Source organism: Streptomyces sp. NPDC087428, assembly GCF_044744085.1.
GTDB lineage: Bacteria > Actinomycetota > Actinomycetes > Streptomycetales > Streptomycetaceae > Streptomyces.
The window spans coordinates 241,325-265,456 of record NZ_JBIUXR010000011.1; the positions used below are offsets into that span (position 1 = coordinate 241,325).

Below are 24,132 nucleotides of genomic sequence, written 5' to 3' on the forward strand. Positions count from 1 at the left end.
TCTACCAACTGTGGCGGGGCCGCGGATCTTCCCGCTGTCCGGCGGAGGGCTCAGCGTCCCCCGGCGAACAGCAGCGGCGCCCCGCCCGGCGCGGAGGCCGGACGGCCGTTCGCCGCGGGCACCGCCGACAGCGGGGACGCCGGGACCGTCGACAGCAGCCCCCGGGCCGCGAGCTCCGGAGTGACTCCCTCACCGAACCAGTACGCCTCCTCCAGATGCGGGTACCCGGAGAGCACGAAGTGCTCCACACCCAGGGAGTGGTACTCCTCGATCCGGTCCGCGACCTCCGCGTGGCTGCCCACCAGCGCGGTGCCCGCACCACCCCGGACCAGGCCGACGCCCGCCCACAGGTTCGGCGCGATCTCCAGCTTGTCGCGGGAGCCTCCGTGCAGCGCCAGCATCCGCTGCTGCCCCACCGACTCGCTCCGTCCCAGCGCCTGCTGGGCCGCGGCGATCGTGTCGGCGTCGAGGTCGCCGAGCAGCCGGTCGGCGGTCGCCCACGCCTCGCGGGACGAGTCGCGCGAGATGGTGTGCAGCCGGATGCCGAAGCGGACGGTACGCCCCTGCTCCTCGGCGAGCCCCCGGATCCAGTCGATCTTCTTCTTCACATCGGCCGGCGGCTCGCCCCAGGTCAGATAGACGTCGGCGTGCTGCGCCGCGACCGGCCCTGCCGCCGCCGACGAGCCGCCGAAGAACACCTCAGGCAACGGGTCAGGCGGCAGCGCCGTCAGCCCGCCCTCCACCTGGTAGTGCTCACCGTCGAAGTCGAACGGCTGACCGCTCCACGCACCCCGCACCACCGACAGGAACTCCGCGGTCCTGGCATAGCGCCGGTCGTGGTCCAGATGGTCGCCGAACCTCCGCTGCTCCGTGGAGTCACCGCCCGTCACGACGTTGAGCAGCAGCCGCCCCCGGGTGATCCGCTGGTACGTCGCGGCCATCTGCGCGGCGAGCACCGGCGAGATCACGCCCGGCCGGAACGCCACCAGGAACTTCAGCCGCTCGGTGTGCTGGGCCAGCGCCACCGTCGTCAGCCAGGCGTCCTCGCACCAGGTCCCGGTCGGCGTCAGTACAGCCTCGAACCCCAGCTGCTCGGCAGCCTTGGCGATCTGCGCCAGGTACTCGATGTCGGGGGCGCGCACCCCGCTGACCGGAGTGATCCGGTCCCGTTTGATCCCGCCGTCGGTGTACGCGTGCCGGTCGACGAGCGTGCGCCCGTCGCCGCCCGTGGGCAGGAACCAGTGCAGGTGGACATTCATGAGGAGGCCTTTCCGTACGAGCGGGGAGTCGTCGAGGACGCGGGGAGGTCGCGGTTGAAGCGGGTGTCGACGTAGTCCTTGAAGACGAAGCGGTGCGGGATGAGCTTCAGATCGGCGAAGGTGTCCGCGATCTCCTGCTCGGAGGCAATAGCGGCCGGATCGATGGCGACGGGGACCCGGGTGCCGTACGTCAGCTTCACCGCGTCCAGCGCCACCTCGTAGGGCAGCCCGGTCTCCTTCGCCCAGACCTTCGCCCACGCCTCGGGGTGCTTGAACACCCAGTTCTGCGCCCGGTCGAGCCGGACCAGCAGATCGCCGATGGCCTTGGCCTTCCCGGGCTCCTTGAGCGCGGCGGGCGAGGCGACCTGGAACCCGAGACCGTTGACGACTCCTTCGCCCGTGGTCAGCACCCGCGCCTTGCCGCCGCGCAGCACCTGCGAGGTGTACGGGTCCCAGATCGCCCAGGCATCGACCTTGCCGCGGCTGAACGCGGCGAGCGCGTCGGCCGGCTGAAGGTATTTCAGCTTCACGTCGGAGACGCTGAGCCCCGCCTTCCTCAGCGAACTGATCAGCTGGAAATGGGCGGAGCTGCCCTGGGCGACAGCGATCGACGCGCCCTTGAGCCGGGCCGGGTCCCGCAGCGGCGAGTCCTTGGGGACCACGATCGCCTCACCTGCCGACGAACCGTGGGTGGCGCCCACCACCACGACCTTGGAGCCGGCGCCGGCGGCGAACACCGGCGGGGTGTTGCCGACCCCGCCGATGTCCACGGCCCCGGCGTTGACCGCCTCGAGAAGAGGTGGGCCGGAGGTGAAGGTGGACCATTTGATGCGGTAGTCGAGGTCGTCCAGCTCACCGGAGGCGCGCAGGATGGCTTCGTAACCGCCCTTCTGGTCACCGATGTCGAGCGTGACGCTGCCCTTGCCGTCGGTGCTGCTCGCCGTGGAGGCGGAGGTCGCGCCGTCGCAGGCGGTGAGCAGCAGGGCGAAGGGCAGCAGCAGCGCGGGCAGGGTACGGCGATTCATGTCGTCTCTCTCCGGTCCGGACGGGGGATGTGCGGGAGCCTCAGGAGGTTGAGGTGGTTTCGGCGGGCGCGGGAGCCGTGTCCACGCCGAGTTCGGTGAGCAGCCGGGTGCGCAGCGCGGCGAACTCCGGGGTGCCGGGATTACGGGGGCGGTCCAGAGCCACCGGGGTCTCGTACGCGATGGCGCCGTCCCGCATCACCAGCGCACGGTCGGCGAGGAGCAGCGCCTCGTCCACGTCGTGCGTGACGAGCAGTACGGCGCAGCCGCGCCGCTGCCAGAGCTCGGCCACCAGTTGCTGGGCCTTGATCCTGGTGAGCGCGTCGAGTGCGCCGAACGGCTCGTCGAGCAGCAGCAGATCGGGCTCGCGGACCAGCGCTCGGGCCAGCGAGGCACGCTGCGCCTCACCGCCCGAGAGCGTCCGGGGCCAGGCGCCGGACCGTTCGGCGAGCCCCACTTCCGCCAACGCCTTCTCGGCCACGGCGCGTTCGGGCTTCCCGGGCAGTCCGAGCAGTACGTTGCGCCAGACCCGCTTCCACGGCATCAGCCGCGGCGCCTGGAACGCGACCGCCCGGTGCCGGGGAACCAGTACCGTCCCCCGGATCTCCCGGTCGAGGCCGGCGAGCACCCGCAGCAGGGTCGACTTCCCGCATCCGCTGCGTCCGAGCAGCACGGTGAACTCCCCGGCACGCAGGGTCAGATCGAGCCCGTCGACGACGGCCCGGCCGTCGAAGGAGCGGGTCAGCCCCTCGACACGTACGGCGGCCTCCGGCAGTGCGTCGGCCGGGGCGGGGGAGCGGGTGATCACTGGCCCGTGAACGTCGGTCGCCATTGCAGCAGCAGCCTTTCCAGAATGCGGACGATGACATCGGCGGCGAGGCCGAGGAAGGCGTAGACCACCAGGCAGACGACGATGACGTCGGTGCGGAAGAACTCCCGGGCCTGGTTCATCAGGAAGCCGATACCGGCATCGGCATTGACCGATTCGCCGAACACCAGCGCCAGCCAGGCGGTCGCCAGCGAGTAGCGCAGCCCCGTCATGGCCCCGGGTAGCGCTCCCGGCAGCACCACATGCCGCACGAGACCCCAGCGTCCGAGCCCCAACGACTGTCCTGCTTCGATGAGTTGGGGATCCACGCCGCGAATGCCCGCGTAGACGTTGAGATACAGATGAAAGGCCACCCCGAGCGCGATCAGCGCCACCTTCGGGGCCTCACCGATTCCCAGCCAGATGATGAACAGGGGGATCAGTCCGACCCAGGGAACGGTGCGCAGCATCTGGACGCTCGCGTCGACCAGATCCTCGCCCAGCCGGGAGAGCCCCGAGACCAGTGCGAGCGCGGTCCCGACGGCGCCCCCGAGCGCCAGCCCCACGGCCACCCGCTGGAGCGAGATGGCCATCGCCGAGGTCAGGGTCCCGTCGGCGATCAGGTCCGATCCCGCGCGGGCGATGGTGCCGGGCGAGGCCAGTACGTCCGGATGCAGCACACCGGTGGCGCTGAACACCTGCCACAGGGCGAGCAGCAGCAGCGGCCCGACGGTGCGCCGGAGCCACCGCGGCACGTTCCGCAGCCGCGCACCGCGGGCGGCGGCCGGAATCACGGGCTCCAGGTCGAGCGGGCGGCGGCCGGCCGAACCCTCCGACGGGCCGGATTTCGGTTTTTGAAGAGATATTCCGGGTGGGGCGAGAGCATGGTCGAGAGTCATGAGGGCTCCACGAGCGGTTCATGGGGAGGGGCGTGCCCCTCCACCCGGGCACGCGACAGCCGCGTCGCACCGGCGGAGGTCGCGGAGGACCCGGCGCGGGCGTCGGACGGGGCCGAGCATGACGGGAGAGGTGGGGCAGGACGCGTACGTCGTCAGGAGCGTGCGGGCGTCCCGCGCCCGGTCACTGACGGGAAATGCGCTGAGAGAACGTCAGCAGCCGCGACAACACGCGGCGGAGGCCACCCGCAGCAGGTCGATGTGACCGCGCGAAGTGAGCAGAGCTGATCGGAACATGGCGCTGAAGGTAGCGATCCCTCAAGGAAACGGTCAATGGTGTCTCGGCACGTGGACGCGCGATCCTGCCGTACGGGCAGGAGAATGAAGCCATGCCCAACGCCTTCACCACCAGCGTCCTGCACATCACCACGGGAACCACGGAGACGGTCACCGATCTGACGGCCGACTGCGAACAGTTCCTCACCCGGGCCGCCGCGGGCCGGGACGGCCTGCTCAACATCTTCGTACCGCACGCGACAGCCGGGATCGCGGTCCTGGAGACCGGCGCGGGCAGCGACGACGACCTCCTCTCCGCCCTGCACACACTGCTCCCCGCCGACGATCGCTGGCAGCACCGCCACGGCAGCCCCGGCCACGGCCGCGACCACGTACTCCCGGCCTTCGTACCGCCGCACGCAACGCTGCCGGTGATCGCGGGGAGGCTGGAGCTGGGGACGTGGCAGTCGGTGTGCCTGGTCGACACGAACGTGGACAACGCGGACCGGCAGGTGCGGCTGAGCTTCCTCGGCTAGTGGGTCGCGTCGGCGGACTGGGCGACGGGACCAGAACTGCCGTCACGGGTGCGCCAGGCCTGTGTGTGATGTGCGCACGGAGATGCCGTCCGAGGAACTGCGGCGGGCGGTGGTCGCGGCCGCAGTTCCTCCGGGCGGGCACCGCGTGACGCGATGCGGTGGACGGGCTTCGGCCAGTCCATGGGACAGGGAACGCCCCCCGCCGCGTCGCGGCCCGACAGGCGATCATAGGTGTCCTGAGCATGACCCTATTGGTCGCGGGGCGGGCTCTCGCGTCGCCGACCTCGTGCTGCCCTCACTGACAGAGGACATCCTGTGTGAGGTAGAGCGGCATCGAGTCCTCCCACTGGCTGTCCGTCAACATCCTGTTGTCCGAGCCGTCGGACTTCATGCTGAAGATCTGGCCGTAGGGCTGGAAGGTGTCGTCGTAGAGTGCGGCTTCCTCGCGGAAGCCGTACATGCCGCTGTTGTAGAGAATGCGGCCGTCGTAGTTCCAGACAGCGTGGCCGTCGTTCGCCCCACTGCTGGTGAGGATCTTCAGGTTGCTTCCGTCGGGCTTGATGGTGCACACGTCGAAGTTGGTGGGGCTGGTCTTGCGGGTGAAGAGGATGAGCTTGCCGTCCGGGGACCAGTCGGGCAAGTTGTCGGACTCGGTGGTCAGGACGGTCGTCGTGCCCGTCTTGAGGTCGAGGACGCGCAGCCCCTTTTCCTCGCCCCATACGCGGTAGACGAGACGGTTGCCGTCCTCCGAGTAGCTCGGGAATCCGGCGTTGGTCGAACCGTCCGTGAGCACCTGGTGCGAGGAGCCGTCACTTGGTACCCGTACCAGGACGGCGTTGCTGGTCGCGCGTGTCTGGAACCATCCGCCCAGCCCGAACGCGATCCATTTGCCGTCGTGCGACCAGGTGGGCCGGAACGCGCCGGCCAGCCCGTGCTGGACCATCACCTGGTCGAGACCCGAGGTGGCGGTGTCGAAGACGACCTTCTGGTCCGACCCGTCCGGGCGCATGGTGACGATCGAGGAGTTGCCGAGCTGCTTGCTGGTGATCGCGAGGCGCCCGTCCTTGGACAGTGCCGGAAACACGTCGCAGAAGCGGTAGTCCCAGTCCGGGTCCCAGCTGTGCAGCGGCTCGTCGAGGGTGCGCGTCGTGTGGTCGAGCTTTTCGTAGATCACCGTCGTTCCGTCGGGCGACCAGACCGGTGACCGCAGGGCCCTCTTGACCGGCAGCTGTGTGCCGCCGGTGTACGCCAGTCCTTCGTCGGCTCCTCCCTTGACGAGATAGCCGATCCCGTTCGCGCTCACGTACTGGGGCGCGACCTTCAGGCTGGGGCCGGTGGTGTGCTCGACGCGTGCGCCGCTTGCGACATCGACAGACACGATCTGGGATTCGACGGTGCCGATGGCCTCCGGCCGGTGCGCGCCCCAGGTTCCCTCGACGGTGATCTCGTAGAAGACGATTCGGGAGCCGTCGGGAGACCACTTCGGCGAACCGAGGCAGTATCCGTCCCGGGTCGCCACCTGGCGGAAGCCGGTTCCGTCGGGTCGGATGATGTAGACGCTCAGCTCCTGGGTGTGCTCCCAGCCGGTGCCGTTGCCGTGACCCCGCCATGTGGTGTTGCGGTCGCTGGAGAAGGCGATCCACTCGCCGTCCGGTGACCAGGACGGGCGGAAGTGGCCGTCGGGGCTCGCGGGATCGCCGGCGAGGGCCGAGGTGCCCGTCAGATTGGTCCGCTTGTTCGTGGCCAGGTCGAGCAGCCAGATGTGTGTCTTGTGGTCCCCGCTCGTGGATACGTAGGCCGCCTTCTTTCCGTCCGGAGAGGGAATGGCCCAGTCGTTCATGGCGGAGTTGACCACCACGGGCTGGATGCCCGATCCGTCCGTCTTGGCGCGGTAGAGGCACGAGTTTCCGTCACCGGTGCGCTCCGATGTGAAGAACACCGACGCGCCGTCGGCGGAGAAGGCGGCGTGGTGATCGAACGCCTTGCTCTGCAGCAGCTCGCGTTCGTTGGAGCCGTCAGCGTTCGCTATGTACAGGGTCGAAGAGGACGGGCCGATTCGGTTCATCAGCATCACGCCCTTCTTGCCGGAGGCTGCTGCCGCCACGGCGAAGGGTTTGGGCAGGAGTGCGACTCCGGCGACGGCCGCGCCGGCCGTGAGGAACGCTCGACGCTTCATGTCAGGTGACATCGCTGTCCGGTCCTTTCGTTGGGGGAGGGCGCGTGACCGCACGGGAGTATCTCCGCGCACGACGTATCCGCCGACTCCGCGGGAGGGCCTCACCGGCTGCGACTCAGCTGGGGCACCCGGTGCCGCTCGACTCGTCAATCCATGCGTCCGTCGCATGGATTGTCGAACAAGTTGGGCGTGAACGTAACACCGAGGAAATCTGATCACAAGAGATCCAGCAGAAACACGGCACTCGATGCGTGCGGCGGTTCAGGGGGCTGCAAATTGTCCGACAACCCTGATCGGCGGTTCCGTGACTCACACGCAGGACCGGCCTTCCGGCGTGCCGAAGTCTCGTGGGAATCCTGGGCTGCGGAGCCGAGGTCTCTCCGCGGCAGCCGTCGGACTCACGATGTTCGCTGTTTCCCGGTCCGTGCGTCGCGCGGCCCGCGCCCAATGAGCGTTCCGGCTGTCATCGGGAGGGCGGCGGCCGCTCCTGTGGCGGCATGGACACCGCCACAGGAGGAGGGGGATCGCCTCAGTGGCGTGCCGTGCGGACACTGACGCAGTCGGGATCGGGGATGTCCACGGCGGTTCCGGTGTTCGTGAGATGCCCGGTTCGCGGGTCAACACGGAAGAGGTTGACCGTTGCGCTCGCCTTGTTCGCGACGAACAGCCACCGTCCTCCCGGATGCAGGCAGAAGCTCCACGGAGTAACGCCCCCGCAGGGCAGGCGCTGGACCTCGGTGAGCAGTCCGGTCCTCGGGTCGGCCGAGAAGACGACCAGAGTATTGTCGCCGCGGTTGGAGGTGTAGACGTGCCGGCCGTCGCCGCTGACGGCCAGTTCGGCCGCGCTGGTGGTGCCGGTGTGGCCCGGGGCGTTCGTTGTCAGGAGCTGGCGGGGCGACAGCGAACCCGTGCGGGCGTCCCACCGCAGCACCTCGATGTCCGCCGTCAGCTCGTTCAGCACATACACCGACCGCTCGTTCGGGTGGAAGGCCAGGCGCCGGGGCCCTGACTCCGGTGCCGTCGCGTAGAAGGCATCGCCCTCGGACAGTCGGTGTGTGGCCCGGTCGTAGCCGCGGATGAACACCCGGTCGGCGCCGAAGTCGGCGACCAGAGCGAACCTGCGGCTCGGGTCGATGACCACGTGGTGCGTGTGCGGGCCGGCCTGGCGTGGGTTGGGCCCTGAACCGGTGTCCTGGACGCTGGAGGCCACCGTGCCCAGTCCGCCGTCCGGCCGGACCGGAACGGTCGCCGCGGAGCCGGTGGCGAAGTCGGCGATCAGGAGGGTGTCCGCGTCCGCGTTGAGTCCGATGTAGGACAGTCCGCCGCTGCCGCCCGGGACCGCCTCCGTCTCGATCTCGCCCGTCTTTCGGAGAGCTCCCGAGGTGTCGTCGATGCGGAAGGTGCGGACGAATCCGCCTGGCTCCGCGCCGGCCACGTAGAGAATCGCGCGGGTCGGGTGCACCGCGACCCAGTTCGAGCTGACCTCCGCCACGGCCCCGAGGGAGTTCATCGTCCCGCGGACGGGATCGAACCGTACGGCATGCACCTGGTTCCGGCCCCAGGTGCCGACGTAGAGCAGATCCTGGCCATGGGGCCGCACCGGTGAGGCGGCGGCTGATGTGCTGGAGAGCAGCGGCACGGCGGTCGCTGTCGATGCCGCGGCGGCTGCCAGAACGGCTCTGCGGGAGGGGCGTTGGGGGTGCGGGGGCTCCTTGCCCCGGGTGACGCCTGCTGAGACGTGCGGAGGTTCGTCCATCGAGGGAACTGTCCTTTCACGTGTCGGGTGAGGATGCGGCTCAGCCCTTGGACTGGGGCCGGCGGCGGGCCGCCAGACCGAGGCGCTTGAGGGCGTAGGAGTCAAGAGCGGTCAGCACGGCGTTGAGGGAGAGCGTCAGGGCGACCAGCACGATGAGCCCGGCGAACTCGGAGGCCGCGTCGAGATTCTGGGCGGCGGTGAACAGTTCATGGCCGACGCCCTCGGAGGAAGCGATGAACTCTCCGCCGATGACGCCGAGGATGGCCAGGGGCCCGCCTGTCTTGAGAGCGGCGAAGAACGGCGCGGCGAGCGTCGGAATCGTCACATAGCCCAGGACGTGGTGCCTGTGGCCGCCCATCACCTGGACGACCTCGACGAGTTCGCGTTCGCGCATCCGCAGGCCGAGATAGATGTTGTAGAACACCACGAACGCGACACCGGTCATCGCGATGGTGATCTTCGACCAGGGGCCGATGCCGAAGAACAGCAGGAACAGTGGGGCGAGTGCGATCTTCGGGATGCCGTTGACGGCCGCGACGAGCGGTTCGAGAACGCGCCCCAGCAGTGGGAAGGAGCCCAGCACCAGGCCCATCACCGTCCCTGCCGCGACGCCGAGACCGAAGCCCGCGAGCACCTCGACGGTGGTCACCCTGATGTCGTTCCATCCGGCGGCGGAGCCGAGCATGTCCGTGAGCGCGTCGTAGACCTCGGTGGGCTTGCTGACGGCGTACTCGGGAACGACAGGACCGCTCATCAACTGCCACAGGACGAGGGCGGCCAGGATCACCAAGATGCGCAGCGCGACGACGGAGCCCGTGCTGTGCCAGCCGGCGCCCGCCTTCCTGGCGGGCCGTCCCGTTGTCTCGGGATCGGGCTTGGCCACGGCTTTGTCGGTGACGGTTGCCATGTTCTACTCCCTTCCGGTTGGGTTCGGCCGTGTCACGGCAGGTACGTGTTGGTCCAGTTGTCGGCGGACACGCTCGCGTCCGGCACAGCGCCTATGCCGTCCTTCACGAAAGCGACGGTCTTCTTCCACCCGGCGGCATCCATCTCGGCGGTTTCGGGCCAGTCCACCTCCGAGACGGCCGCGCTCAGCACGTCGTCGGGCATGCCCGGCAGACTCTCGCGTGCCGCCGCCATGACGGCCTTGTCGTCGGAGGCGTGGGTGTCGAGGTAGGTGGTCGCCTGCTGCACGGCGGTGGCGAAGCCCTTGACCGTGGCGGAGCTGCTCTTCGCGTAGTCCTTCTTCACGACCACGACCTGGCCGTATCCGGCCTGCCCGGCGCCCCACTCGGGAACCTTCTGCGGGTTGGCCACCACGATGCCGTCGCCCTCGTGCTGGACCTGCAGCGGGATCGGCTCCGAGGTGATGAACCAGTCGACCTCGCCCTTGGTGAGGGCGGCCTTGTCGGCGGCCGGGCTCGGCAGCGAGACCCACTTCAGCTTCGACGGGTCCACACCGTGCGCCTTGAGGAAGATTCCTGCTTCGGCCTTGGTGTTCGCGGAGCTGGCGCCGGCTGTCGAGTCGGCCAGTGCCTCGGCCACCTCCGCCGCCGGACTGTCCGCGGTCAGACCGTGCTTCTTGGCGAACGCTGTGCTGACGACGATTCCGAGCGGGTTTCCCCCGCCGTTCGTGGCGACCGAAAGCTCCGGCAGGCCCTTGCTGAGGCCGGCGAGGAAACTGGTCGGGCTGGAGTTGAGGAACTGCACCGAGTTCGACTGGAGTGCCGAGGTGCCTGTTGAAGCGGTGAGGGTCACGTACTTGATCTTGATGTTCTGCTTGTCGAAGTAGCCGGCTTCGTCCGCCAGGCGGATGGACAGGTCGAAGACGTTTCCGCTGACCCCGACCGAGACGGTCGTCTTGCCGTCGGAGCCGACCGACGACGCCCCGTCGTTGCCGCAGGCGGTCAGAAGCGCTGCGCCGGATAGCACGGAGACAGCCAGTGCGAGGGACGAGCGGTTCGTGCGGTGGTTCATGGGAACTCCTTTGTTCACCAGGCTTGCTGGGTGGCGAAGAATCGGATCCAGAAATCGGTGCGTACCGGATCGGAGACGGGGATCGTGCGGAAGTGCGCGCCGATCTCCATGACGGTGGCGGAGTCCGCCGAGAAGGCGGGCCAATGAGGCAGGCCGCTTCCGTTGGGATCGCCCGCGGAGACGAAGTTGGTCCAGTACCCGGCCAGCGTTCGAGCGATCTCGTGGTCCTCCTCGGTCCACGCACCGGTGCCGCCGATGGGGTTGTGGAAGACGTAGTCGATCTCGGAGCCGTGGCCCGCCCGCCTCGGCCCGGCATCCGGTGACGGGGCGCGATGGGTCCAGAAGTAGGAGCGCACGGTGCCGGTGGCGTGGCGTGACCAGTCCGAGCCCCACAGGGAAGTCGAGACCCGGGAGTTGTCGCGTGCCGCGCGGCTGCTCGCCCGCGCGGCCTCATCGTCCGTGCCGGCCGGATACAGCCGCAGGAACTCCTCGGCGAAGGGCCCGAACTTCCGACGGGCCGAGACGACATGCTGTTCGAGCGTCACGTTGACGGGCGGTGAGCCCGGCCTGGCCTTCTGCCGACCGGCGCGCAGAGCGGCGACCAGGGTTTCTGGGACCGCGCCGCTCTCGTCGAGGTTGTTTCCGGTCAGGTAGTCGACATCGTTCTGCAGGCCCTTGGCATAGGTCTCGTCGTAGCCGGCCGGCAGAGCCCACCCGTCCACGACGGGACGGAACAGCGGCGGCCCTGCCGGGCCACCGGTGTCGACGGTCGCGTCGAGCGGGTGGTGTCCGTCGATCAGCTTCCGCCAGTGCAGGTTCCGCAGGTCGCCGGCCGTGTTTGCGCCGTGTGCTCTTGTGTAGCGGTCGCCGGCGCTCTCCGCGTCGGGCCGCAGCCGGTAGGAGGTGGACATGTAGCGGAGTTCGGGATCGCGTGCGTAGCGGGAGTGACTCTGGGCGATCGCGCGATGGAACATGCCCTTGGCGAGTGGAGACATGGCCAGGAAGTTGACCATGCCCGCCCCCGCGGACTGGCCGGCGATGGTGACGCGGGCGGGGTCGCCGCCGAAGCGCGCGATGTTGTCGCGCACCCAGCGCAGGGCGGCGACGCAGTCGAGGAGCCCGTAGTTGCCAGAGGCACCGTGTCCGGACTCCTCGCTCAGTTCCGGTGTGGCGAGGAAGCCGAAGGCGCCGAGGCGGTAGTTGAAGGTGAGTACGACGAGGCCGTTGCGCGCGAGGTTCTCACCGTTGTAGCGGGGGTGGGCTCCCGTGCCCTCGCGGTATCCACCCCCGTAGATCCACACGAGGACGGGGCGGAGCTCAGCGGTGGAGGGCGCGCCCGTCCAGATGTTCAGACTCAGGCAGTCCTCGCTCAGAGGCACATCGACGCCGGTCGCTGCCGCGTCGGTCGGCGCCTGCGGGCACATGGGGCCGAACCGGTCGGCACGCCGGACGCCTTCCCAGCGTGCGGGCGGCCGGGGCGGCCGCCACCGCAGGTCGCCGACCGGCGGGGCGGCGTACGGGATGCCTCGGAAGACGGTGACGGCCCGGTCCCGGCACGGTATGCCCTCGACGGGCCCCGATTCGGTGTCAACCGTATGGCGCATGGGGTACTTTCCGCCCCCGTGAGCGGTCAGACGACCGGTGGCATCGGGGACTTGTCCAGCAGCAACGCCTTGCGGGCGGAGCCGACGTGATGGCGCATCGCCGCGACCGCCGCATTGGGGTTGCGCGTGACGATGGCGAGGAAGATGGTCTGGTGCTCCTCGATCGACCCGGATCGCGGATGCTGAGCGGAGAGGTTGCGGTACTGACGCATCACCAGGGGGTAGAGCAGCGTGTCGTAGGCGCGGGCCAGGGTTGTCTGGTGCGCTGCCAGTTTGACCTGCTGATGGAAACTGCGGTTGCCACGCGAGTAGGCGTCCTGATCGCCGCGTGACTGTGACTCCTCCATCTCCTGGAGGGTGCTGCGCAGCTTCTCGACCTCCTCGGCCGTGGCCCGTTCCGCCGCTTTGCCGGCGAGTGCCGATTCCAGGATCTCGCGGGCCTCCAGGATGTCCGCTGCCTCCTCGACCGAGAAGCTCCTGGTGCGCACCCCCCGGTTGACCTCGCCGGTGACGTAGCCCTCCTGCGTCAGCCGCGCCAGCGCGGTGCGCATCGTGCTCCGTGACACGTCGAACATCCGCGTGAGGTCCGCCTCGGTGAGCCGTGTGCCGGGGTCGATGCTCCCCGACAGCAACAAGGAGCGCAGCCCCTCGTAGGCGTGGCTGTAGCGGGTGCCCGAGGCTTTCGCTCCGGATTCGGCACCGACGCTTTCGCTGTCCACTTCGGCCGCCTTCCTCTTGCGTAGAAGTGAGAACTGAGGCCGGAACAGTAGCCGATGGCATGGCAGGTCAGCTTCCGTACTAGGCCAGGAACGGGTACAGACGGCGGGCCGTACCCGCGAAGATCTCCTGCTGGACCCGCTCCGGCAGCCCGCCCAGGACTTCCCGGGCGAGGGCGAGGAGCTCCGGCAGCGACTGCTCGGCCGCGGGGCAGTTCGAGCCCCAGACGATCCGCTCGGCGCCGAACGTGTCGAGGACCGGTCCGAGGAACTCTCCGGCTCGCTCTCCGGCGTCCCGCAGCCGCTCGAGGTTGCGGTGGGTGAGCTTGAGGTGCAGGCCGGGGTGGTCCCCCAGTTTCGCGACTTCGGCGCCGGCACGGGCGGGCGAGGAGGCGATGTCGGGGTAGCCGATGTGATCGAGGACCACCTTCACGCCCGGGAACCGTTCCAGGAGCTCAACGAGTTGCCCGGTGGCCGGTCCGAGACGCATCTGGAGGCAGACCGGCAGATCCAGCTCTCCGGCCTGCTCCCAGAAGGGAAACGTCTCCGGGGCAACGAACCACTCGCCCTGCGTGGGCACGGTGCTGCCGCTGGTGAACAGCCGGACACCGGCCAGGCCCCCTTCACCGACCGCGGCCTTGAGGCTCGTGGCAGCGTCCGGTCGCAGCGGGTCGACGGTGCCGACGGCGACGAAGCGCTGCGGCCATCGCCGGCTGCTGTCGAGGACGTAGGAGTTGTCGTAGCCGTAGTTCGTGGTGGCCTGGACCAGGACGGCCTGGCCGATGCCGGTCTCCTCCATGCGGCTGACCATGCCCTCCGCGGTCACCGGCCTGGTTGCCGCCCACTGGGACTGCTTGCCCCCGATCGGAGCCTTCGGGTACCTGGCCGGGTCCTCGGAAATGATGTGGCAGTGTGCGTCGACGACGTCCACGTGGTGCTCCCCTTGTCTTCTGTCTTCGGTGTGTTCTGTGCGGGCCGGCTCAGGCGTCCGGGTAGTCGCCCGCAGCGAACAGCGTCTGCGGGGCGGCGGAGAAATCCGCGTCGAGCAGGCCCTGGTCCCTGGCGAACCGCACCATCGCGTTCAGGCTGGGCTCGTTGGCCTCGATGCCGTAGGGGACGGGGTCGCCACCGATCGCGCGCCCCTGACGGGCCAGCCGGGGCACCGCCGACCACTCGGGCCGGGCGGCGAGGTGCAGGCGCTTGCTCTCCGCGAAGGCGGCGTACAGCCTGGTCGGCAGGCCGGGGTCACGCTCCACGAGCTCGGAGCGCACCGAGATCAGTGAGTGCAGCGGGTAGACGCCGGTGCGCAGAAAGTGGTCCACGGCGAGCGTGCCGGCCTCGGGGAAGAGCGGGTAGGGGCCGTCGTCACCGGCGGTCTCGGGCTCTGCCGTAGCCGTCCACCCGGCCTTGGGCGCGCCCGCCCGTCCCGTCCCTGCGTTCCCGGTCAGTGCGGCATCGATCTCTCCGGCGCGCAGCAGCTCGCCCAGCGAGCGGCCGTCGGTGACACGCTCGACGTTGGAGGGGACCCGGCCCTCGATGTGGTCGTCGTCGTCCACCACCCAGGTGATCTTGTCGATGTCCACCCCGTACTGGTCGCGCAGCACACCACGCACCCACACTCCTGTGCTCACGGAGTAGGCGCGGACGCCGACCCGGCGTCCTTCCAGATCCTTCGGCACCCGGATGCCGGAGTGGGCCGCGCACTGTACGTCGCCGTGGTGGAAGCGCCTGTTGAGGAACACCGGCACCGCGGTCAGCGGGATGCCTTCCTGGCGTGCCATCAGATAGGAGACCGGTGCCAGTTCGCACACGTCGAACTCGAGGTCCCGGATCATGCGCCGGTAGGCGCCGATGACCGGCTTGACCTGTACGGGCTCGACCAGGAACCCGTCTGTCCCGGTGTCGCCGTCCAGCAGCGGCTGCGCGTGGGGGAAGTCCCCGAGAACTACCGTGAGCTTGTCCATACCCTGTCCTTTGCTGTTTCTGATTCTGTTCCGGCAGTCCGTGCCTGGGCGTTCAGCCGCCGAGCCGTGCCGGTGTCACGCCGAGTGCCGCGCAGGACCGCTCGACGAGCTCGTCGTAGTCCACCGCCCGCGGAATCACGTCCTGCTCCAGCGCGTAGACGGCGGCCTTGGTGAACGCCGCGCGCAGTCCTTCGAAGCCCACGGGGTGCAGGGCGACCGGCCCGCCCGCCTCGTTGGCCGTGAGTACTGAACACATCGCGTCGTATGCGGCGAGGACGGCTTCGGGGTGTTCCGCCGCGGCGGCTTCGGACACGCCGACCACATGGTTGACCGGGATGAACCCCTGCTCCTTCGACCACTGTTCGGCGACGTCGTGGGCGTTGCCGACGGCGGTGCGGATGCGATCGTCGGCGGGCAGTTCGTTGCCCATGATCCCGAAGTCGACCCGGCCCTCCAGGAAGTCCGCCGGCAGCCCGGCACCCCGCGGAGCCCTCCGCACCCAGGACGGGTCCTCGGCCCCCTCGACGTGATGGCCCTCGTACGTCGTCCAGTCGGCCTTGCGCAGGTCGACGCCGTACTGCTCGGTGAGGAAGCCGCGCATCCACACACCGGTGGTCTGGCTCCAGGCGCGCACTCCGACGCTGCGCCCCTCCACGTCGGCGACCGACAGCTTGCCGAGGGTCACCAGGGTCTGGTGCTGGTGGCGTCCGAGGGTGGTGACGGGGAGCAGCAGAACCGGCCTGCCATGGGCAACGGCCTGTAGAACGGTCACGATCGCCAGTTCGCACAGGTCCACGTCCGACTCGTTCACAAAGCCTCGGGAGGCCTTGTGCACCGGCTTGATGCCGACCCGCTCCGGCTCCGAACCCGTTTCGCGGGCCGCCGACAGCGCGGCTGCCGCGAGATCATCACGGCCGAGCACCAACTTCATCTTCTTCTCCTTGCTCACAGGAACGGGGGAGCGCTTCAGGACCGCCGGCCGGTGTGCGCCGCCCGTGGCCCGTGGTGCCGCTCGTGGTGCTGGCGCAGCAGGTCGACGCCGAAGTCGTTGCCGTTGGGGGTGCGGACGATGGTGTGGATGTGCCGCCGCGAGGGGTAGTCGTTGTCGAAGAGCACGCCGGCCATGTGCTCGAACTCGACGAGGATCACCGGGCTGTGGAAGCGGTAGTAGAACGTGCCGTCCGGGTCCCCGGCCCAGCCGAAGCGGGTGTCGCCCCCGTGGGCCAGCACCTCCTGCATGCGCACCCGGGCGTGGTGGTCGTTGGCCCGGTTTACGTACAGGCCCAGGAGCCGGAGCGCGGTGTCCCGTTGGCCGGTAGACATGTCAGCGATCCGCAGCCCCTGGTAGTCGAGCTCCCAGTTGTCCCGGAAGGCACCGACGAAGAGTTCCTTGGGCATCGCGTCCGCGATGACGGCCCGCTCCCGTTGCCGGCCGTCGAGCTGGGTGAACAGCTCGTGGCCGAGTGCCTCCTCGCCCCGGAAGGCCACGGTTCCGGCGTACTTCCCGGTCCCGGCGACCACCGGCTCGGCGCCGAGGAAGGTGGGGGTGAGGACCATCTGGTCCCCGACGAACACGCAGTTGATGTTGACGTGGTGTCCGTCGAGCTGCCAGCCCCACGGGCCGCCGTTCTCCGGCTCGCCGTAGAGGGAGAACCAGTACAGCCACTCGTTGAGCCCGTCCGTGTTGTCGCTCATCTCACCGATGGTGAGATTGAGGCGCATCAGGTCGACCATCTGGCTGTAGCCGTCCGCGCTGAGGCCGGCCCGGATGACGGCCAGGGCCCGCTCGCGTCCCGCGTCGTCGAAGTCCTCCAGCAACAGGCCGTGGCGCAGGAAGTACCGGGCGCCGTTGTTCCAGTGGCGCCAGCTCACGTCGTCCATCGGGAACCGGCCTTCGGCCAGTTCCTCCTCCGTCAGGCCCGCCAGGTAGTCTTCCGCCGCCAGGTACACCTTGCTGACGTCCGCGCCGGTGTCGCGCAGCGGGAACAGTCCCGGCTCCGTACCGTCCGACGTGGCCACACCCCGGAAGGGCTCTTCGGCCGCCTTCACCCGCCAGGCGACCTTTTCAAGCAGGTCGGGCGTCCAGACCTCCGGCCTGCGCGTGGGCGGGTTGCCCCGCTTGCGCAGCCCTACTGGTTTTCCCACCACTGCTCCTCCTCTCGATGTCCTTCAACGGTGCGCCGCCGGGCGGCTCACCTCTGCCGATCGCCTTCTCACCTGTCGAGGAAGGCGGTCTTCTCCTCGATCGCCCCGACATCGACCGGTTCCCTGATGAGGCCCTGCTCCAGGGCGTACCGTCCGGCGATCTCCAGGCAGGCGGCCAGGGACGCGCTCCACCCGGCTGTGACCGCGCGCCCGGCGGGTGAGTCGTCCCGCTCGCCCGCGGTGTCCGCGATCGCCTTGTTCAGGGCACGGTAGAAATTGAGCACGGAGTCCGGACGGGTGCGCAGGACGTCGTCGCGAACCACCAGCAGGTGGTTGGCAGGGACCGTCCCGTGTCGCTCGGTCCATGCCAGCCCGGCGCTCTCGGCATCCTCGACCAGCGGGACCAGCCCCGCGCCCTGCCCGCCGATCGCCTTCGGGCCGAGCACCGCCGCGCTCACGTCGCGGGAGCGCAGCAGGTCCACGACCCGCTCGGCCCCGGACCGCTCCACGTACGGAGGGTTGACGTACTGGGCGACGTGGACGTCCTCGGTGGTCACCCAGGTGACGTCCGAGGACATGACCCCGTACTCCTCCTGCATCCAGCCGCGCACCCACAATCCGGTGGTCTGGCCGTATGCGCGGACGCCCACGCGTCGGCCGACGAGGTCCCCGGGGCCGATCTCGGGGTCCTGCGGCAGGCGGGTCAGGGAACGGTGGTGGGTGCTCCCCACCAGCACGGCCGGCAGCAGAGTCAACGGGACGCCGGCGTCCCGTGCCTGGAGGTAGGTGGCCATCGGCAACTCGCAGATGTCGTAGGCCAGGTCACGGACCATCCGGGCGAAGGCCGGGGGCAGCGGGGAGGACTCCAGGTACTGGCAGCCCACCCCCTCCACCGCAACGGTCCCGTCCTTCAGCGGCCGGGTGTGCGGGTAGTCGCCCAGCAGTACGGTCAACGGTGCCGTGGGGTGCGTCTCGCTCATGCGGCTCACACGTCCTCGCCGTACTGGATACGGCGGTACGGGGTGCTCAGCACCTCGCGAGTGATCCGTACGTCGATCACAGTGGGCCGCGGGTCCCGCACGTACTCCGCCAGTGCGTCGCGCAGCTCCTGCGCGGTACGGACCGTGGCCCCGCCACCGCCGAGCGCTTGGGCGACCGCGCCCAGTTCCGGCGTGGAAATGGTCGCCAGCTCCGGGTCGAGCCCCTTCGCCTTCGCCTTGTGGTACTCGGCGCCCAGGCCCTGGTCGTTCATCACGACGACCAGCAGCGGGATGTCGTACCGGCACGCCGTCTCGAACTCCGACAGGTGCATGATGAAGCTCGCGTCGCCCTCCACCACGAAACCGGGCTTGTTGCCCTTCGCGACCATCTGGCCCATGGCTATCAGCGGGGCCTGGCCGATGGCACCGAACATGCCGTAGTTGGAGAGCACGTCACGGGAGCGCTGGAAGAGCATGGTGCCGAAGTCGGTCTGGTGTCCGCTTCCCAGGACGAGACCGATCTCGCCCGGGAGTTCGTGGTCGAGGATCCAGATCGCCTCGCGCGGGTCGAGCCGGCCGGGCTCCCGCACGTACTCCGGCTGCTGGAGCCTGCCGGTCAGGTGCTGCCGGACCTGGTCGGTGTGGTACCCCTCCAGCCTGACCGAACGCTCCTGAAGCACCCGGGCCAGCTCGCTGAGAGCGGTGACCGCGTCGGCTTGCAGATAGCAGTCCGCCCCCTTGCCGTTTCCCATGACCAGGTGCGGGGCGGTGTCGATCTGGATGTACTTGGCCTCGGGATAGAGGTAGCCGCTCTCGATGGTGTAGTGGTTCAGGCTGGCGCCCACCGCGATCACGCAGTCGGCTTCCTGCAGCAGCTCCATGGACAGTTTGTCGCCGAACAGGCCCGAAAGGCCGACGTGGAAGTCGGTGCGGTCGCACAGCCAGTTCTTCGCCTGCAGGGTGGTGGCCAGCAGGCCGCCGGTCTGCTCCTGCAGAGCCAGGATCTCCTCGCCGGAGTCCGCCTTGCGCGCGCCCCGCCCGGCGATGATCACCACGCGCTTGGCGTCCTGGATCAGGTCGCAGGCGGCCTGGACCTTGGACGGGTCGGGCAGCAGCCGGGACTTCTCGATCAGGGCGGTCGACGGAACGTAGTTCTCGTCGTAGTCGTCCATGTCGGCGACCTGGACGTCGAACGGCGCGCTGATCATGACCGGCCTGGACTTGGTCCGTGCCAGGTAGAAGGCGTCCCGCACGGCCTCCTGGGCGTTCTCGGGGCGGGTCACCTGGATGAACTCGCACTCGATCGCGGCGGCGAAGCGTCGCTGGTCGAGGTACTGGGTGGCGCCCTCGTCGCCCAGCGGGGTCTCCCCGCAGAAGGCGACCAGAGGAGTGCCCGCCCGGCTCGCGCAGAGCATCGAGGTGGCGAGCTGCGAGACACCGGGGCCACTGGTCGTGGTGACGACGCCCGGCTGTCCGGCACCACGGGCCCAGCCGTCCGCCATGCCGAGGCCGGAACCTTCGTGCCGTACCTCGTACAGCCGCACCCCGCGGTCGGCGAGCGCGGCCATCCAGTGCATGTTGGCGTCGCCCATCATGCCGAAGACGTCGCTGGTGCCTTCCTTGACGAACGCCTCGGCGATTGCTTCGTAGACCTTCACTTCTGGGACTCCTTCAGGTTCGCCGCGGCCGTCGCCCGCGCTTTCAGGACGCCGTCGAGCCGTGAGAAGACCCGGAGTGCGTTGCCTCCGTAGACCGCCTGCCGGTCGGTGTCGCTCAGGCTGTCGATGGAGTCGAGGGTGTACTTGGTGTCGTCGAACCGACGCCCGGTCTCCGGGTCCACGCTGCGAACGGCGCCGATCATCTCCGAGGCGAACAGGATGTTCTCGGTGGGGATGATGTCCAGCAGCAGTTCCATGCCGCGCTTGTGGTACACGCAGGTGTCGAAGTAGACGTTGCGCAGGATCGATTCCTCCAGCGGCGGCCGGCCGCGGTCCTGCATCATTCCGCGGTAGCGGCCCCAGTGGTACGGGACGGCGCCGCCGCCGTGCGGCAGGATCAGCTTCAGCGTCGGGAAGTCCTTGAACAGCTCCGACTCGCACAGCTGCATGAATGCCGCGGTGTCACCGGCGAGGTAGTGGGCACAGGTGCCCTGCATCGCCGGGTTCCTCGACATCGCGACGTGGACCATCGCGGGGACATCGAGCTCGACCATCTTCTCGTAGAGCGGGTAGTAGACCCGGTCCGTCAGCGGCGGCGCCTGGTAGTACCCGTCCGACGGGTCCGGGTTGAGAAGACAGCCGACGAAGCCCAGTTCCCCGACACAGCGTTCCAGCTCGCTGACCGAGTTGCTCACCGAGGCAGGCAGCGCGTCGCCAGGCGACTGAGGGAGCTGGCACACGCCCACGAACCGCTCGGGGAAGAGACCGCAGACGCGGGCGATCAGGTCGTTGCTGACCCGGGACCAGTCGAGGCTGGTCCGCTCGTCGCCGTAGTGGTGGGCCATCTTGCCCGCCCCGGGCGAGAAGACCGTCAGGTCGGTGCCGCGTTCCGTCTGAAGCCTGAGCTGCCCGTTCTCGATGGCGGTGCGGATCTCGTCGTCGCCGATGTGCAGCTCGTCGGGCGCGACCCGGGCGCCGGATTCCGCGAACGCCTTGATCTGCTTCTCACGCCACTTCCCCAGCGCGGGAGGCGCCGTGGTGAAGTGGCCATGACTATCGATGATCATGAATGACTCCGAAACTCGCGGTGCTGTGGTGACGTGGTGTGCTGCCCGGCGGATACGCCGGTCAGCCGCGGCCGGTCAGCTCCCGGGCCTTGTGCAGACCGGGGTAGGTACGCACCGGCGCCGACATCAGGAAGCGGTAGCCGTCGTCGAGCACCTGCTTGACGTTGCCGGCGGTGACGTGCGGATGGCCCACGGCGACTCCGCGCGCACCGCAGATATCGAGGATCCGCCGCTTGCACTCCAGGACGCGGGGGTGTTCGTACTGGCGGGGAAAGCCGAGTTCCTGGCTCATGTCGCCCTCGCCGATCAGGATCAGCCCGATACCCGGCACCTGGTCGAGGATGTCCGGCAGGTTCTTGATCCCGAGCTGGTCCTCGATCATGAGGCCCACCAGGATCTCCCCCTCCGGGGCGAGCGGCCACACGTCGGCCCTGGCGTAGTACTCGATGTTCGAGATGCCCCAGTAGCGCGTCGCCGCGTGCGGACCGTCCCCGCGCAGGCCGGCCGGCTCGTACCGGGGAGCGTCGGGCAACCGCGGGTAGCGGCAGGCGGCGACGGCGTTGCGTGCCTCCTCCACCGTGGAGATGTGCGGCCAGATGATGCCGAACGCACCGAGGTCGAGCGCCTGCTTGGCGTGCCACTGCGCCTTCTCCGCGCCATTGGCGGGGATGCGCACGAGCGGTGTGACGTCCGGCGCGAGGCTGTCCGCCTCAAAGACCCTGCGCCTGCTCAGCAGGTACTGGAAGCTGTCTTTGAGCGCGTTGATGTCCCAGGGTTTGTGCTCCATCTCGAACACCACGGCGTCGTAGTCCGAGTTGCTCAGCTCGATCGCCGAGGTCGGATCGGCCGCGGAGAAGGTCGCGAAGACGTGCTGACCCGCGGCCAGGGCGCCGATCACTCTGTTCAGCCTGGATGGTGTCATCGCCGGCTTCCTTGGTCGAGTACGTCAGCGGAGCTGCTCTCCGGACGCTGCGTCGCTTGTCCCGCGTGCCCGGACCGGCGCTTTGCCCACCACGCCCGCAGGCGCGCGAACAGGCCGGTCCGCCGGGGTTGAGCGGAGTGTGAACCGTCCGATGCTGTGGCGAGTGGCTCAACGGGCGTGGCGGCCAGCGGCTCGGCAGGAGCAGCGGCGCACCTCTGGACCAGTTGATCGGTGAACTCCTTCGTCATTCTGGAGACCACCATCCCCGCGCCCGACTCGATCAGTTTGGCGAGTTTGCCGTTGAGTTTGATCTCCCCGTCGCAGAAGACCCGCGAGGCACCGGGCGTATCCCCTTCGACGACCCGGAAAGTGGCGCCGGCGCTGAAGCGGGTGGCGCCCTGCCCGTCGGCACCGCGGGCCGCAAGACGTCCTTCATGTGTCGTCTCGTCCAGGTCCAGAGAGACCCGGGCCGCGAACTTGACCCGGAGACCGCCGAATCTGATGGCCAGGGTGCCGTCAAAAGACCCGTCGTCGTGCGACGGGCCGAGCTCGGCGCCGCCGATGCAGGACACGACGGCAGAGGGATCGGAGATGATCTCCCAGACCCGTTCGGGCGGACTCGGAACGGCGATCTCTTCCGTGATCGATATCAAAGCTGTGAACCTCACTCGGCGGCAGGCGTGACGTCAGACGGACAGAGGGCGTGACGGCACGACCGGCATGGTGGCTTGGAGCTCCGGGCATCGGGCCGGGGGTGTGTCACCGGCCCGCCGGATTCGGCTGTGGCGGCTTGGCCGCGTTACGCGGCGGCCTTCCGCTCAGCGGCGAACAGACCCCAGAGGTCGTTGTAGAGCTCCGAGAACTCGGGCGACTCGACAAGTGAACCGATCTGGCGCGGACGTTCGAAGGGGACCTTGATGACACGGCGGATGGTGCCGGGGCCCTTGGACATCACGATGACCTCGTCGGCCAGGTAGATGGCCTCGTTGAGGTCGTGCGTGACGAAGATCAGAGTCCCGTTCTGCTCCCGCCAGATGTTGAGCAGTTCCTGCTGGAGCTCGAGTCGGGTGATGGCGTCGAGCGGCCCGAACGGCTCGTCCATCAGGACGATGGACGGGTTGTAGATCAACGCCCGCGCTATCGCGCAGCGTTTCTGCATGCCGCCCGACAGCTCCCGGGGGAAGTGATGCTCGAAGCCGGTCAGGCCGACGAGCTCGATCCAGTGGGCGACGCGCTCCTCGCGTTCCTCCTTGGGAACCTTGCGGAACTTCAGGGCCAGGCCGATGTTGGACCGGACGCTCAGCCAGGGCAGCAGGTGGGACTGCTGAGTCACGTACGCCGCATCGGAGTTGACGCCGTCGACCGGTTCGCCGGCGTAGTGGACCTGCCCCTGCGTGGGAGTGAGGAGTCCGGCGGCCAGGTTGAGGATGGTGCTCTTTCCACACCCGCTGGGCCCGATCACGGCCACGACCTTGCCGCGATCGATTTTGAAGGACACGTCTTCGATGGCCGGTCGGTGCGTTCCGGGAAACTCCAGCGTGACGTGGTCCAGACGGAGTGCCTCCGCATGGGAGTTGCGCTGTGTGGTCGACATATCTGTCTCCTCGGCCTCGTCCTCGCAGGAGTTGAAGCGGGGCCGTGCGCTCGCGCCTGTGGCGGCGTTCGTGGGTGGCGGTGCTGTGACAGTGGTGCGCCTGATGCACGCGAACGGGCATCCAGGCGGGGATCGGGTTCCTCTGCTGTTCAGTTATCGACGACGCCAGCGCCGTCGGATTGTCTGACAACCGATGAGGGGAAGCTAACACCGCCACCCGGGCCGCACAAGAAGTGCGCAGGGAGAAGCTTCCATTCACAGGAATCTCCGGTTACCCGCTGGGAAACTGTCCGACAAACGCTCTTCATCGGCGGGTGCTGCGGATCAGTCACGCGGGGCGCTGAGGTGGGAGCGGGGGTGGCGCCCCGCGGGGCGCCACCCCCGCTCGGGAGGGCGAGGCCCCGGTCGACCCGCATCGAGAGGCCCGCCGCCGGGCCGGCGCACGTGCGCACTCCCTGGTGTGAGCGCCCTTGTGGCGGCGCGCGGATGCGCGACCCTCGCCACTCACGGGTGTGTCCGCTTGCGCCGGAAACGCGATTCAGGTCGTCCGACAAAGACGATCCGTCCTGTAGCCTCCCCGCCCGGCCCCGGGGTGCCCCTGTGAGTGCCTCAGGTGTCTGGAGGGGGCGTCGGGACCCGGGGTGCCTGCTGTCGCCCTCCAGGTCGGATGCACATGGATCGGCCAACTCCCGTGGGAATGCTTCTTTCGGACTCCTTGAAGCACGGCACTGCTGCTGTTAGATTCCCACGCACAACTTGTCGGACAATCGGTCGCC

General features: G+C 68.9%; 22 protein-coding genes. 1 reads left to right on the forward strand and 21 read right to left on the reverse strand.

Annotation, left to right across the window (positions count from 1 at the left end; all coding sequences use genetic code 11):
* Nucleotides 1-50: 50 nt before the first annotated feature.
* From ACIO3R_RS24715 to ACIO3R_RS24735, 5 genes are all read right to left on the reverse strand, one after another.
* Nucleotides 51-1,259: an LLM class flavin-dependent oxidoreductase gene (locus ACIO3R_RS24715; protein WP_385026782.1), complete on the reverse strand. Its 1,209-nt coding sequence runs from the start codon at nt 1,257-1,259 to the stop codon at nt 51-53.
* Nucleotides 1,256-2,284 (reverse strand): ABC transporter substrate-binding protein, encoded by a 1,029-nt coding sequence (locus ACIO3R_RS24720; protein WP_402108716.1) that lies wholly within the window; start codon nt 2,282-2,284, stop codon nt 1,256-1,258. Before ACIO3R_RS24720 ends, ACIO3R_RS24715 begins: the two co-directional genes overlap by 4 nt.
* Before the next feature lie 40 nt (nt 2,285-2,324).
* Nucleotides 2,325-3,113 carry an ABC transporter ATP-binding protein gene (locus tag ACIO3R_RS24725; protein ID WP_402108718.1) on the reverse strand — a complete coding sequence of 263 codons (789 nt, stop codon included), beginning with the start codon at nt 3,111-3,113 and terminating at the stop codon, nt 2,325-2,327.
* Nucleotides 3,086-3,988 carry an ABC transporter permease gene (locus ACIO3R_RS24730; RefSeq protein WP_385026791.1) on the reverse strand — a complete coding sequence of 301 codons (903 nt, stop codon included), beginning with the start codon at nt 3,986-3,988 and terminating at the stop codon, nt 3,086-3,088. Before ACIO3R_RS24730 ends, ACIO3R_RS24725 begins: the two co-directional genes overlap by 28 nt.
* A 210-nt stretch (nt 3,989-4,198) precedes the next feature.
* Nucleotides 4,199-4,282, reverse strand: coding sequence for a putative leader peptide (locus ACIO3R_RS24735; RefSeq protein WP_311307964.1), 84 nt, complete (start codon nt 4,280-4,282; stop codon nt 4,199-4,201).
* A 92-nt stretch (nt 4,283-4,374) separates the two neighbouring features.
* Between ACIO3R_RS24735 and ACIO3R_RS24740 the strand changes: the two genes are divergently transcribed.
* Entirely contained in the window at nt 4,375-4,797 is a 423-nt protein-coding gene (locus tag ACIO3R_RS24740) for a YjbQ family protein (protein ID WP_402108721.1), read from the forward strand.
* 295 nt (nt 4,798-5,092) lie between these two features.
* On the opposite strand, the gene ACIO3R_RS24745 is transcribed toward ACIO3R_RS24740, so the two are convergent.
* The 16 genes from ACIO3R_RS24745 to ACIO3R_RS24820 form a co-directional block, all read right to left on the reverse strand.
* Nucleotides 5,093-6,973: a TolB family protein gene (locus tag ACIO3R_RS24745; RefSeq protein ID WP_385026798.1), complete on the reverse strand. Its 1,881-nt coding sequence runs from the start codon at nt 6,971-6,973 to the stop codon at nt 5,093-5,095.
* 529 nt (nt 6,974-7,502) lie between these two features.
* Complete coding sequence (locus ACIO3R_RS24750) at nt 7,503-8,729, reverse strand: lactonase family protein (RefSeq protein ID WP_402108725.1); 1,227 nt, start codon at nt 8,727-8,729, stop codon at nt 7,503-7,505.
* Nucleotides 8,730-8,769: 40 nt separating this feature from the next.
* Nucleotides 8,770-9,636 carry an ABC transporter permease gene (locus tag ACIO3R_RS24755; protein ID WP_402108727.1) on the reverse strand — a complete coding sequence of 289 codons (867 nt, stop codon included), beginning with the start codon at nt 9,634-9,636 and terminating at the stop codon, nt 8,770-8,772.
* 32 nt (nt 9,637-9,668) lie between these two features.
* Entirely contained in the window at nt 9,669-10,706 is a 1,038-nt protein-coding gene (locus ACIO3R_RS24760; RefSeq protein WP_402108729.1) for an ABC transporter substrate-binding protein, read from the reverse strand.
* A gap of 14 nt (nt 10,707-10,720) precedes the next feature.
* Entirely contained in the window at nt 10,721-12,310 is a 1,590-nt protein-coding gene (locus ACIO3R_RS24765; RefSeq protein ID WP_402108731.1) for a carboxylesterase/lipase family protein, read from the reverse strand.
* Between the two features lie 26 nt (nt 12,311-12,336).
* Nucleotides 12,337-13,029, reverse strand: a complete 693-nt coding sequence (locus tag ACIO3R_RS24770; protein WP_385026813.1) for a GntR family transcriptional regulator — start codon at nt 13,027-13,029, stop codon at nt 12,337-12,339.
* A gap of 79 nt (nt 13,030-13,108) precedes the next feature.
* Nucleotides 13,109-13,957: an amidohydrolase family protein gene (locus ACIO3R_RS24775; protein WP_385026816.1), complete on the reverse strand. Its 849-nt coding sequence runs from the start codon at nt 13,955-13,957 to the stop codon at nt 13,109-13,111.
* A gap of 49 nt (nt 13,958-14,006) precedes the next feature.
* The gene (locus ACIO3R_RS24780; protein ID WP_402108734.1) at nt 14,007-14,990 is read right to left on the reverse strand and encodes an ABC transporter substrate-binding protein; all 984 of its coding nucleotides are present in this window, start codon (nt 14,988-14,990) and stop codon (nt 14,007-14,009) included.
* Between the two features lie 52 nt (nt 14,991-15,042).
* On the reverse strand, nt 15,043-15,921 hold the full coding sequence (locus tag ACIO3R_RS24785; RefSeq protein WP_402108737.1) for a hypothetical protein: 879 nt from the start codon (nt 15,919-15,921) through the stop codon (nt 15,043-15,045).
* Nucleotides 15,922-15,956: 35 nt separating this feature from the next.
* Entirely contained in the window at nt 15,957-17,135 is a 1,179-nt protein-coding gene (locus ACIO3R_RS24790) for a DUF3500 domain-containing protein (protein WP_402108739.1), read from the reverse strand.
* Between the two features lie 68 nt (nt 17,136-17,203).
* The gene (locus tag ACIO3R_RS24795; RefSeq protein WP_402108741.1) at nt 17,204-18,115 is read right to left on the reverse strand and encodes a hypothetical protein; all 912 of its coding nucleotides are present in this window, start codon (nt 18,113-18,115) and stop codon (nt 17,204-17,206) included.
* A 5-nt stretch (nt 18,116-18,120) separates the two neighbouring features.
* Nucleotides 18,121-19,773: a thiamine pyrophosphate-binding protein gene (locus ACIO3R_RS24800; RefSeq protein WP_385026831.1), complete on the reverse strand. Its 1,653-nt coding sequence runs from the start codon at nt 19,771-19,773 to the stop codon at nt 18,121-18,123.
* The gene (locus ACIO3R_RS24805; RefSeq protein WP_402108744.1) at nt 19,770-20,840 is read right to left on the reverse strand and encodes an amidohydrolase family protein; all 1,071 of its coding nucleotides are present in this window, start codon (nt 20,838-20,840) and stop codon (nt 19,770-19,772) included. Before ACIO3R_RS24805 ends, ACIO3R_RS24800 begins: the two co-directional genes overlap by 4 nt.
* A 61-nt stretch (nt 20,841-20,901) precedes the next feature.
* A complete protein-coding gene (locus ACIO3R_RS24810) occupies nt 20,902-21,762 on the reverse strand; it encodes an HpcH/HpaI aldolase/citrate lyase family protein (RefSeq protein ID WP_385026837.1) in 861 nt (286 codons plus the stop codon).
* Nucleotides 21,759-22,430, reverse strand: a complete 672-nt coding sequence (locus ACIO3R_RS24815) for an SRPBCC domain-containing protein (RefSeq protein ID WP_402108747.1) — start codon at nt 22,428-22,430, stop codon at nt 21,759-21,761. Before ACIO3R_RS24815 ends, ACIO3R_RS24810 begins: the two co-directional genes overlap by 4 nt.
* A 131-nt stretch (nt 22,431-22,561) precedes the next feature.
* A complete protein-coding gene (locus ACIO3R_RS24820) occupies nt 22,562-23,356 on the reverse strand; it encodes an ABC transporter ATP-binding protein (protein WP_385026843.1) in 795 nt (264 codons plus the stop codon).
* Nucleotides 23,357-24,132: the final 776 nt, after the last annotated feature.